Source organism: Pseudomonas sp. BNK-15 (assembly GCF_047456105.1).
In the GTDB taxonomy this organism is placed as follows: Bacteria; Pseudomonadota; Gammaproteobacteria; order Pseudomonadales; family Pseudomonadaceae; genus Aquipseudomonas; species Aquipseudomonas putida_E.
The window spans coordinates 1,909,622-1,921,283 of the sequence record NZ_CP179898.1; the positions used below are offsets into that span (position 1 = coordinate 1,909,622).

General features: G+C 58.7%; 12 protein-coding genes. All 12 read right to left on the reverse strand.

The window, feature by feature from the left end; translation table 11 throughout:
• Positions 1-105: 105 nt before the first annotated feature.
• Positions 106-1,941 (reverse strand): glutamine--fructose-6-phosphate transaminase (isomerizing), encoded by a 1,836-nt coding sequence (gene glmS / locus ACMGF5_RS08745; RefSeq protein ID WP_414157733.1) that lies wholly within the window; start codon positions 1,939-1,941, stop codon positions 106-108.
• A 2-nt stretch (positions 1,942-1,943) separates the two neighbouring features.
• Positions 1,944-2,720: a DeoR/GlpR family DNA-binding transcription regulator gene (locus ACMGF5_RS08750; protein ID WP_039602579.1), complete on the reverse strand. Its 777-nt coding sequence runs from the start codon at positions 2,718-2,720 to the stop codon at positions 1,944-1,946.
• 214 nt (positions 2,721-2,934) lie between these two features.
• Positions 2,935-4,302: a bifunctional UDP-N-acetylglucosamine diphosphorylase/glucosamine-1-phosphate N-acetyltransferase GlmU gene (gene glmU, locus ACMGF5_RS08755; RefSeq protein WP_281869689.1), complete on the reverse strand. Its 1,368-nt coding sequence runs from the start codon at positions 4,300-4,302 to the stop codon at positions 2,935-2,937.
• Between the two features lie 119 nt (positions 4,303-4,421).
• Positions 4,422-4,841 (reverse strand): F0F1 ATP synthase subunit epsilon, encoded by a 420-nt coding sequence (locus ACMGF5_RS08760; RefSeq protein ID WP_012316945.1) that lies wholly within the window; start codon positions 4,839-4,841, stop codon positions 4,422-4,424.
• 43 nt (positions 4,842-4,884) lie between these two features.
• Entirely contained in the window at positions 4,885-6,261 is a 1,377-nt protein-coding gene (atpD, locus tag ACMGF5_RS08765) for a F0F1 ATP synthase subunit beta (protein WP_016489910.1), read from the reverse strand.
• A gap of 27 nt (positions 6,262-6,288) precedes the next feature.
• On the reverse strand, positions 6,289-7,149 hold the full coding sequence (gene atpG, locus ACMGF5_RS08770; RefSeq protein ID WP_046786783.1) for a F0F1 ATP synthase subunit gamma: 861 nt from the start codon (positions 7,147-7,149) through the stop codon (positions 6,289-6,291).
• Positions 7,150-7,197: 48 nt separating this feature from the next.
• Positions 7,198-8,742: a F0F1 ATP synthase subunit alpha gene (gene atpA / locus ACMGF5_RS08775; RefSeq protein ID WP_021785310.1), complete on the reverse strand. Its 1,545-nt coding sequence runs from the start codon at positions 8,740-8,742 to the stop codon at positions 7,198-7,200.
• Positions 8,743-8,763: 21 nt separating this feature from the next.
• Positions 8,764-9,300: a F0F1 ATP synthase subunit delta gene (locus tag ACMGF5_RS08780; protein ID WP_003253191.1), complete on the reverse strand. Its 537-nt coding sequence runs from the start codon at positions 9,298-9,300 to the stop codon at positions 8,764-8,766.
• A 12-nt stretch (positions 9,301-9,312) separates the two neighbouring features.
• On the reverse strand, positions 9,313-9,783 hold the full coding sequence (locus ACMGF5_RS08785; protein ID WP_003253189.1) for a F0F1 ATP synthase subunit B: 471 nt from the start codon (positions 9,781-9,783) through the stop codon (positions 9,313-9,315).
• 56 nt (positions 9,784-9,839) lie between these two features.
• A complete protein-coding gene (gene atpE, locus ACMGF5_RS08790; protein ID WP_003097235.1) occupies positions 9,840-10,097 on the reverse strand; it encodes a F0F1 ATP synthase subunit C in 258 nt (85 codons plus the stop codon).
• Positions 10,098-10,240: 143 nt separating this feature from the next.
• A complete protein-coding gene (gene atpB / locus ACMGF5_RS08795) occupies positions 10,241-11,110 on the reverse strand; it encodes a F0F1 ATP synthase subunit A (RefSeq protein WP_003260030.1) in 870 nt (289 codons plus the stop codon).
• 16 nt (positions 11,111-11,126) lie between these two features.
• On the reverse strand, positions 11,127-11,534 hold the full coding sequence (locus ACMGF5_RS08800; RefSeq protein ID WP_012316950.1) for a F0F1 ATP synthase subunit I: 408 nt from the start codon (positions 11,532-11,534) through the stop codon (positions 11,127-11,129).
• Between the last annotated feature and the right edge of the window lie 128 nt (positions 11,535-11,662).

Sequence of the window (11,662 nt, forward strand, 5' to 3'; positions counted from 1 at the left end):
GGGGGTTGCCGGCTGTGTCAAACTATATTGCGTTGTGACAATCTTTATTGGGTTGTGTCAATCTTTATTGCGCAAAACCACAATTGGCCTCATGGCCGCAGATGCTTATTCCACCGTCACCGACTTCGCCAAGTTACGCGGCTGGTCAACATCAGTGCCCTTGAGCACCGCCACGTAGTACGACAGCAACTGCAGTGGAATGGTGTACAGGATCGGCGCCAGCGCGTCAGCGATGTGCGGCACCTTGATTACATGGGTACCTTCGCCGTTGCTCATACCGGCGTGCTCATCGGCGAACACCACCAGCTCACCACCCCGGGCGCGGACTTCCTGCAGGTTCGACTTGAGCTTCTCCAGCAGCTCGTTGTTCGGCGCTACCGTTACCACCGGCATGTCGTTATCCACAAGCGCCAACGGGCCATGCTTGAGCTCACCCGCCGGGTACGCTTCAGCGTGAATGTAGGAAATCTCCTTGAGCTTGAGCGCACCCTCCATCGCAACCGGGTACTGCGCACCACGGCCCAGGAACAGGGTGTGGTGCTTGTCGGCAAACAGCTCGGCGATCTTTTCGACGGTGTGGTCCATGGCCAGGGCTTCGCCCAGGCGTGCCGGCAGGCGACGCAGCTCTTCGACCAGCTCCGCTTCCACACCAGCCTCGAGGGTGCCACGCACCTGGCCCAGGGCCAGGGTCAGCAGCATCAGCGATACCAGCTGGGTAGTGAACGCCTTGGTCGACGCCACGCCGATTTCCGGGCCGGCCAGTGTCAGCAGGGTCAGGTCGGATTCGCGTACCAGCGAGCTGATGCCCACGTTGCAGATGGCCAGGCTGCCGAGGAAGCCCAGTTCCTTGGCATTGCGCAGGGCAGCGAGGGTGTCGGCAGTTTCGCCAGACTGGGAAATCGAAACGAACAGGGTGTCCGGCTGGACCACCACCTTGCGGTAGCGGAACTCACTGGCGACTTCGACCTGGCAAGGGATGCCGGCCAAGCTTTCCAGCCAGTAACGGGCAACCATGCCGGCGTGGTAGCTGGTACCACAGGCCACGATCTGCACGTTGCGCACCTTGGCGAACAGTTCAGCAGCCTGTGGGCCAAAGGCCTGGACCAGCACATGGTCCTTGCCCAGGCGGCCTTCCAGAGTGCGCTGAACCACGGTCGGCTGCTCGTGAATCTCCTTGAGCATGAAGTGGCGATATGCGCCCTTGTCAGCGGCTTCGGCGCCTTCGTGATACTGCACGGTTTCGCGCTGGACCGCGTTGCCGGCCTGATCCCAGACCTTCACCTGGTCACGGCGGATCTCAGCGATGTCGCCCTCCTCCAGGTACATGAAGCGGTCAGTGACCTGGCGCAGCGCCAACTGGTCGGAAGCCAGGAAGTTCTCACCATGGCCAAGGCCAATCACCAACGGGCTGCCACTGCGCGCGGCAACCAGACGATCGGGTTGTTTCACGCTGATCAGCGCCAGGCCATAGGCACCGTGCAGGTGCTTGACCGCTGACTTCAGTGCGTCCGCCAGGTCCGGGATGGTCTTGAGGGTATGGTGGATCAGGTGGACGATAACCTCGGTATCGGTTTGCGAAACGAACACATAGCCCAGGCCTTTGAGCTCTTCGCGCAGCTCTTCATGGTTTTCGATGATGCCGTTGTGTACCACTGCCACTTCTTCACCCGAGAAATGCGGGTGCGCATTGCCCTCGGTCGGTGCGCCGTGGGTAGCCCAACGGGTGTGGGCAATGCCCAACTGGCCGATCAGCGGGTCGGCAGCGTTGGCAGCGTCCAGTTCAGCGACCTTGCCGATGCGGCGCCGGCGCTGCAGTTCACCTTGCTGGGTATAAACGGCAAGGCCGGCGCTGTCGTAGCCGCGGTACTCGAGCCGCTTGAGGCCTTCGATGAGAATGGCGGTGATGTTGCGTTCAGCTACGGCGCCAACGATTCCACACATGATTATTTCTCCTGGCTGATCGCGGCGCAGATCAGGTTGACGCCGCGGGCTTGAATCTGTTCGCGTGCCGCTGCTGGCAGGCGTTCGTCTGTAATGAGGGTGCTGACACTGCCCCAAGGCAGTTCAAGATTGGGGATCTTGCGCCCGACCTTGTCGGATTCGACCATCACGATCACCTCGCGGGCCACTTCGGCCATGACTCGGCTCAGGCCCAGCAGCTCATTGAAAGTCGTGGTGCCGCGGTTGAGGTCGATGCCATCTGCGCCGATGAACAACTGGTCGAAATCGTATGAGCGCAGTACCTGCTCGGCGACCTGGCCCTGGAACGACTCGGAGTGCGGGTCCCAGGTGCCGCCGGTCATCAGCAGTACCGGTTCATGCTCAAGCTCGCTAATGGCGCGGGCCACGTTCAAAGAGTTGGTCATCACCACCAGGCCTGGCTGGCGGCCGAGCTCCGGGATCATCGCGGCAGTAGTGCTGCCACTGTCGATGATGATCCGCGCGTGTTCACGGATACGGCCGACAGCAGCGCGGGCGATGGCTTTCTTGTAGGCAGACACTGGCTGTGCGGTTTCCCCAAGCATCTCCTGCGGAACCGGTACCGCGCCGCCGTAGCGACGCAGCAGCAAGCCATTGGCCTCGAGGGCAGCGAGGTCCTTGCGTATGGTGACTTCCGACGTTTCAAAGCGCTTGGCCAATGCGTCCACACTGACCTCACCTTGCTCGCTGAGCATGGCCAGGATGTTGTGACGGCGTTGGGGGGTATTTCGTTTCGACATGGGCGCTTAAGTTTCGATTCGAAAGATAATGATTGCAATCAAAACCTATGAGAGAGATTTCGTCAAGGCTGTCGATCTGAAAAATCACCGGCCTGTGGATAAATAAATGCCACCGATCGCGGTGCAGCGGCTTGCCCCTCCGATGCCTTTACAGCCAATAAAAAAGCCGACTTATTCACACAAGTCGGCTTTCGATCGAACGGGCTGTGGATAATCAGTCCTTCTTGATCTTCTCCGGCCGCTTCCAGCCATCGATGTTACGCTGACGCGCACGTCCCACGGCAAGTTGCCCAGCCTCGACAGTCTGGGTAATCGTCGAACCCGCCGCAGTTGTGGCCCCCGCCTTGATATCCACAGGCGCCACCAACGAGTTGTTCGAACCGATGAACACATCCTCGCCCATCACAGTCTTGAACTTGTTGGCACCATCGTAATTGCACGTGATGGTGCCAGCACCAATATTGGTGCGTGCCCCGATCTCGGCATCACCCAGGTAGCTCAAGTGACCCGCTTTGGCGCCTTCACCCAGGTGGGCATTCTTCAGTTCGACAAAGTTACCCACATGGGCCTTGGCATCCAGCACGCTGCCCGGGCGCAGGCGCGCGAACGGGCCGGCATCGCTACCCTCGCCCATCACGGCGCCTTCAATATGGCTGTTGGCCTTGACCACCACGCCTTTGCGCAGGGTGCTGTCCTTGATCACGCAGTTAGGCCCAATCTGAACGTCGTCCTCGATCACGACCTTGCCTTCGAGGATGACGTTGATATCGATCAGCACATCGCGACCAACGGTCACTTCACCACGCACGTCGAAACGAGCCGGGTCACGCAGGGTCACACCCTGTGCCATCAATCGTCGGCCTTCGCGCAGTTGATAGTGGCGCTCGAGTTCGGATAGCTGGCGCCGGTCATTGGCACCCTGCACTTCCATCGGGTCGTGCGGTTGTTCGGTAGCCACCACCAGGCCATCAGCCACTGCCATGGCGATGACGTCGGTCAGGTAATACTCACCTTGGGCGTTGTTGTTCGACAAACGCCCCATCCAGTCGGCAAGGCGAGCGGCTGGCAGGGCCAGGATGCCGGTATTGCCTTCCTTGATCGCTTTCTGCACATCGCTGGCGTCCTTGTGCTCGACGATCGCAGTCACCTTGCCTTGGGCATCACGCACAATGCGCCCGTAGCCGGTCGGGTCTTGCAGGTTAACGGTGAGCAGGCCCAGCTGCTGGTCGGTGGCCTTGGCCAGCAGGCGTTGCAGGGTTTCCACTTCAATCAGCGGTACGTCGCCATACAGCACCAGCACCGTGTCGGCAGTGATCGCCGGCAGCGCTTGGGCAACGGCATGCCCGGTACCCAGTTGCTTGTCCTGCATAACGAAATTCAGGTCGTCGGCTGCCAGGCGCTCACGCACCTGCTCCGCACCATGGCCAATCACTACGTGAATGCCTTGAGGCTGAAGCTGCCGTGCGCTGTGGATAACATGGCCGAGCATGGAATTGCCGGCCACCGGGTGCAGCACCTTGGGCAGCGCCGAGCGCATGCGAGTACCTTGGCCGGCGGCGAGAATAACGATATCGAGTGACATTGACTGGCTACCAATCCTGGGCGGTCAGAGAAATGACCGAGGGGGAATTCGGAAAAGAAAAAGGGTAGCCGAGGCTACCCTTTTACTCAATCGCAACAGCAGTGATCAGCCGGGGCCGATTACTTGCCTTTGCGCATTTGCTGGACGGTACGCAGCTGAGCTGCGGCCTCGGCCAGACGTGCGGCGGCGGCGCCGTAATCGAAGTCCGCGCCTTTCAGACTCAGGGCGTTCTCGGCAGCCTTGAGGGCTTCCTGAGCCTGAGCTTCATCCAGGTCTGTAGCACGTTGCACGGTATCGGCAAGCACCTTGACCATGTTCGGCTGAACCTCGAGGAAACCACCAGAGATGTAATACACCTCTTGGGCGCCACCCTGCTTGGTCAGCGTGATCGGACCTGGCTTCAGATTGGTGATCAGAGGCGCGTGGCCTGGAGCGATACCAAGATCACCCAGGTTACCGTGCGCAACCACCATCTCGACCAGACCGGAGAAAATCTCTCCTTCCGCGCTGACGATATCGCAATGGACTGTCATAGCCATCTGCTTGCCTCAACCTGATAGCGCCCCTTGCGGGGCGCAGGAATTACAGTTTCTTGGCTTTCTCGATCGCTTCGTCGATGCTGCCGACCATGTAGAACGCTTGTTCTGGCAGGTGGTCGTAGTCACCTTTGAGGATGCCGCTGAAGCCAGCGATGGTGTCTTTCAGGGAAACGTACTTACCTGGCGAACCGGTGAAAACTTCGGCCACGAAGAACGGCTGCGACAGGAAGCGCTGGATCTTACGAGCGCGGGCTACCAGTTGCTTGTCGGTCTCGGACAGTTCGTCCATACCCAGGATCGCAATAATGTCCTTCAGCTCTTTGTAGCGCTGCAGAACATACTGAACGCCACGAGCAGTGTCGTAGTGCTCATTGCCGATCACGTTCGGGTCCAGCTGACGCGAAGTCGAGTCCAGTGGGTCGACCGCTGGGTAGATACCCAGGGAGGCGATGTCACGGGACAGAACGACGGTGGCGTCCAGGTGGGCGAAGGTGGTCGCTGGCGACGGGTCGGTCAAGTCGTCCGCTGGTACGTATACGGCCTGGACGGAGGTGATCGAACCTTCCTTGGTGGAGGTGATGCGCTCTTGCAGAACGCCCATCTCTTCAGCCAGGGTCGGCTGGTAACCTACTGCCGAAGGCATACGGCCCAGCAGTGCGGATACTTCGGTACCGGCCAGGGTGTAACGATAGATGTTGTCGACGAACAGCAGAACGTCGTTACCTTCGTCACGGAACTTCTCAGCCATGGTCAGGCCGGTCAGCGCTACGCGCAGACGGTTTCCTGGTGGCTCGTTCATCTGACCGTAGACCAAGGCTACTTTGTCGAGAACGTTGGAGTCCTTCATCTCGTGGTAGAAGTCGTTACCCTCACGAGTACGCTCACCCACACCAGCGAACACGGAGTAACCGCTGTGTTCCATGGCGATGTTACGGATCAGTTCCATCATGTTTACGGTCTTGCCGACACCGGCACCACCGAACAGACCAACCTTACCACCCTTGGCGAACGGGCAAACCAGGTCGATAACCTTGATGCCGGTTTCCAGCAGGTCGTTGCCGCCTGCCTGGTCAGCGAACGAAGGCGCTGGCTGGTGGATACCGCGACGCTCTTCTTCGCCGATCGGGCCGGCTTCGTCGATCGGGTTGCCCAGTACGTCCATGATACGGCCCAGGGTGGCCTTACCAACAGGAACGGAAATGGCAGCACCGGTGTCGACGACATCCAGACCGCGCTTCAGGCCTTCGGTCGAGCCCATCGCAATGGTACGAACCACGCCGTCGCCCAGCTGCTGCTGAACTTCCAGGGTGGTTTCCGCGCCTTGTACTTTCAGCGCGTTGTATACACTCGGCACGACGTCACGTGGGAATTCCACGTCGATGACGGCGCCGATGATTTGAACGATACGTCCGCTACTCATAGCTGGATCCTCTGAATATGTGAACCGTTAAACCGCGGCAGCGCCGCCGACGATTTCCGAGATCTCCTGGGTGATCGCAGCCTGACGCGCCTTGTTGTAGATCAGCTGGAGCTCTTTGATCAAATCACCGGCGTTGTCTGTGGCGTTCTTCATCGCGATCATCCGGGCCGCTTGTTCAGCAGCGTTGTTCTCGACCACCGCCTGGTATACCTGCGACTCCACGTAACGCACCATCAAGCCGTCCAGCAGCTCTTTTGCGTCGGGTTCGTACAGGTAATCCCAGTGGTGCTTGAGTTCCTGATCCGGGGTTGCCACCAACGGTACCAATTGCTCGACCGTCGGCTTCTGGGTCATGGTATTGATGAACTTGTTCGAAACCACGCAGAGGCGATCGATACGGCCGTCCAGGTAGGCGTCCAGCATCACTTTGACGGAGCCGATCAGATCGTTGATCGATGGCTCTTCGCCCAAGTGGCTGATCGCGGCTACGACGTTGCCGCCAAAGATGCGGAAGAAAGTCGCACCCTTGCTGCCGATCACGCACAGGTCGATTTCCACGCCCTGTTCGCGGTTCGCGTTCATGTCCTTGACCAGGGCCTTGAACAGGTTGGTATTCAAGCCACCGCACAGACCACGGTCACTGCTCACCACAATATAACCGGCACGCTTTACAGGGCGCTCGATCATGAAGGGGTGGCGGTATTCCGGGTTGGCGTTGGCCAGATGACCGATCACCTGGCGGATACGCTCCGCGTAAGGACGGCTAGCAGCCATGCGCATTTGTGCCTTGCGCATCTTGCTGACCGCCACTTTCTCCATGGCGCTGGTAATTTTTTGCGTGCTTTTGATGCTCGCAATCTTACTGCGAATCTCTTTTGCGCCTGCCATGTATCACCTATCAGGTTAGCAAGCGGGGGCCTGAGCCCCCGCTGCGGCTTACCAGGTCTGGGTGGCCTTGAACTTCTCGATACCGGCTTTCAGGCCTGCGTCGATTTCGTCGTTGAAGTCACCCTTCACATTGATCTTCGCCATCAGTTCAGCGTGATCACGGTTGAAGAAGGCGATCAGTGCTTGCTCGAAGCTACCGATCTTGGAGACTTCTACGTCAGTCAGGAAACCACGCTCAGCGGCGTACAGCGACAGGGCCATGTCCGCGATGGACATTGGCGCGTACTGCTTCTGCTTCATCAGCTCGGTAACGCGCTGACCATGCTCCAGCTGCTTGCGGGTCGCTTCGTCCAGATCGGAGGCGAACTGGGCGAATGCAGCCAGTTCACGGTACTGAGCCAGAGCGGTACGAATACCACCGGACAGCTTCTTGATGATCTTGGTCTGAGCAGCACCACCTACGCGGGATACCGAAACACCGGCGTTCACTGCAGGACGGATGCCCGAGTTGAACATGGCCGATTCCAGGAAGATCTGACCGTCGGTGATGGAAATCACGTTGGTCGGAACGAACGCGGAAACGTCGCCAGCCTGAGTTTCGATGATCGGCAGCGCAGTCAGGGAACCGGTTTTGCCAGTTACAGCACCGTTGGTGAACTTCTCGACGTACTCTTCCGAAACGCGCGATGCACGCTCCAGCAGACGGGAGTGGAGATAGAACACGTCGCCTGGGTACGCTTCGCGTCCTGGTGGACGGCGCAGCAGCAGGGAGATCTGACGGTAGGCAACGGCCTGCTTGGACAGGTCATCGTAAACGATCAGTGCGTCTTCGCCGCGGTCACGGAAGAACTCGCCCATGGTGCAACCGGCGTATGGCGCCAGGAATTGCAGTGCGGCGGATTCCGAAGCACTGGCAACCACCACGATGGTGTTGGCCAGGGCGCCGTTTTCTTCCAGCTTGCGAACGATGTTGGCAACGGTGGAACGCTTCTGGCCGACAGCAACATAAACGCAGAAAATACCGGAGTCTTTCTGGTTGATGATGGCGTCGATGGCCATGGCGGTCTTGCCGATCTGACGGTCACCGATGATCAGCTCACGCTGGCCACGGCCGACCGGGATCATGGCGTCGACGGACTTGTAGCCAGTCTGTACAGGCTGGTCTACCGACTTACGCCAGATCACGCCTGGAGCAACTTTCTCGACCGCGTCGGTCTCGGTGTTGCCCAGAGGACCTTTGCCATCGATCGGGTTGCCCAGTGCGTCGACTACGCGGCCCAGCAGTTCCTTACCAACCGGAACTTCCAGGATGCGGCCGGTGCACTTGGCGCTCATGCCTTCGGCGAGGGTGTCATAGGCACCCAGGATCACTGCACCTACGGAGTCTTGCTCCAGGTTCAGGGCCATGCCGTAGACGCCGCCAGGGAACTCGATCATTTCGCCGTACATGACGTCGGCCAGACCGTGGATCCGCACGATACCGTCGGAAACCGAAACGACGGTACCTTCGTTACGGGCTTGGGAGCTCACATCGAGGTTGTCGATGCGGCCCTTGATGATTTCACTAATTTCGGAAGGATTGAGTTGCTGCATTGCTCTGCTGCCCCTTCAAACTCAAGATTTCAATGCTTCGGCCAGTTTCGCGATTTTGCCGCGAACAGAGCCATCGATTACCAGGTCACCAGCGCGGATGACGACGCCGCCAATCAGGCTGGCATCCTCCGACGCGTGCAGGCGCACTTCCTGGCCTAACCGTGCACTGAGAACCTTGGCGAGTTTGTCTTGCTGTTCTTGGTTCAACGCGAAGGCACTGGTGACTTCCACGTCCACGGATTTCTCTTGCTCGGCCTTGTACAGGTCGAACAGAGCGGCAATCTCCGGCAGAAGCAGGAGACGGTCGTTTTCCGCGGCAACATGAATGAAATTCTGTGCCTGTGCATTGAACTTGTCACCGCACACGTCAATGAACGTGGCGGCCTTTTCTGCGCTCGTCAGTCGCGGGGCCTTGAGCAGGCGCTGCATGGTGTCGTCTTGCGACACCGCAGCAGCCAGGCCGAGCATGGCTGACCAATTGGCCAGTTGCTGATGGGCCTGGGCATGCTCAAAGGCAGCCTTAGCGTAAGGTCGGGCCAACGTGGTCAGTTCTGCCATGATCGCCCTCGCTTAAATTTCAGCGGCCAGTTTGTTAACCAGCTCCGCATGCGCGTTTTGATCGATTGTGGCGCCAAGGATCTTTTCAGCACCGCCAACGGCCAGGGCACCCACTTGGGCACGCAGGGCGTCTTTGGCACTGTTCAGTTCCTGTTCGATCTCGGCCAGAGCCTGAGCCTTCACACGGTCAGCTTCGACGCGGGCCTGTTCACGGGCTTCCTCGACAAGCTGAGCAGCGCGTTTCTTGCTTTGCTCAATGATTTCGGCTGCCTGTGCTTTAGCTTCACGCAGTTGCTGACCCGCTTTCTCTTGGGCCAGCTCCAGGTCGCGAGCTGCGCGGTTGGCAGCGTCCAAGCCGTCGGCAATCTTCTTTTGGCGCTCTTGCAGAGCAGTGATGACCGGAGGCCATACATACTTCATGCAGAAGAGTACAAAAATCAGGAAAGCAACGGATTGGCCAATCAGGGTTGCATTAATGTTCACGCCAACACCTCGCTCGGTCTTAATTCATACAGCCATCAACTCGTGGATACGAGTGATTAGCCGGCGATCTGACCAACGAACGGATTCGCGAAGGTGAAGAACAGAGCGATACCAACACCGATCATGGTTACGGCGTCGAGCAGACCGGCAACGATGAACATTTTGACCTGCAGCATCGGAACCATCTCAGGCTGACGAGCAGCGCCTTCCAGGAATTTGCCGCCCAGCAGGCCGAAACCAATGGCGGTACCCAGAGCACCCAGGCCGATCAGCAGAGCAACAGCGATAGCGGTCAGACCAACTACAGTTTCCATCTTTCCTCCCGACTTTTACGTCGTATTGGTTAGGTTTTTAGTTTGAAGCGGTAAAACAAATCGTTTGGAACAGCTGCCCTTGCGGACTTTTAAAGCCCTCCCCCCAAACGAGCGGGGAAGGCTATCAGACACGCCAGGCGGTCTTAATGGTTATCTTCGTGAGCCATCGACAGGTAGACGATGGTAAGCATCATGAAGATGAAAGCTTGCAGGGTGATGATCAGGATGTGGAACACAGCCCACGCCCACTGCAGCACCACACCCAGGCCGCTCAGCCACAGAAGGCCGGAGCCGAACATCACGGCGATCAGGATGAACACCAGCTCGCCGGCGTACATGTTGCCGAACAGTCGCAGCGCCAGCGAGATCGGCTTGGCGATCAGGGTGACGAACTCGAGCAGGAAGTTGACCGGAATCAGCAGGATCTGCACGAAGATGTTCTTGCTGCCGAACGGGTGCAGGGTCAGCTCACCGATGAAGCCGCCCAGGCCCTTGACCTTGATGCTGTAGAAGATGATCAGGGCGAACACGCAGAAGGCCATTGCCAGCGTCGCGTTCGGGTCGGTGGTCGACACGGCGCGGAACGGAATGTGCGGATCACCGGAAATCAGGATGGCCAGCTGAGGAATCCAGTCGACCGGTACCAGGTCGACGGCGTTCATCAGGAATACCCAGACGAAGATGGTCAGTGCCAGCGGCGCAATCACCGGGCTACGGCCGTGGAAGGAGTCCTTCACGCTGCCGTTGACGAAATCGACCATCACTTCGACGAAGTTCTGCAGACCGCCAGGCTGGCCGGAGGTCGCCTTCTTCGCCGCCATGCGGAAGATGAACAGGAAGATCAGACCCAGCGCGACGGACCAACCCAGGGTGTCCAGGTGGAACGCCCAGAAGCCCATTGCCTTGGCTTCTGCAGCCGAATGGGCGAAGCCCCAGCTGCCGTCTGGTAGTTGACCGTAGGTCAGGTTCTGCAAGTGGTGCTGGATATAGCCCGAAGCGGTTTCTGCTGCCATGGTTGCCTCAAACGCCCTAAGGTCTCGAAAGTCTTTTATTCATCAGCAGGGGCGCAAACCAGCTGACCAAAAGGGTCAACACGAAGACGCCGAAGACTGCTAACGGCGCCAGTGGCTTCACTCCTGCGAAGGTCAGTGCGAACAGCACTGCCGTCAAAATCATCTTGCCGGCCTCGCCTGCGTAAAACGACTTGACGATGGCCTGCGCCGCCCGGGCTCCGCTAAAGCGAAAAGCCTTCCAGGCGAAATACATATTGGGCAGCCAGGCAATCAAACCTCCGCAGAGACCTGAATATCCACTGACTGCCCCTTTCCACTGCCATAACACCAATGTTGCCAGCAGCAGCACGACAAATTGAGCCAGCAGTACCGGAAAAACCGCCCAGCGATGGAAAGGCAGGCGGTTTGGCGTGCGGATTTCCATCACAACTGCTCCTCAGAAGTCGACCAACAAGTCAGTAACGACTTGGCATAAATTGTGCCGACAAAATGCGCGCAGAGTATAGGGGTGGATTAACCCCTATTCAACTCTTGGGTAGTGATTTCCGACTG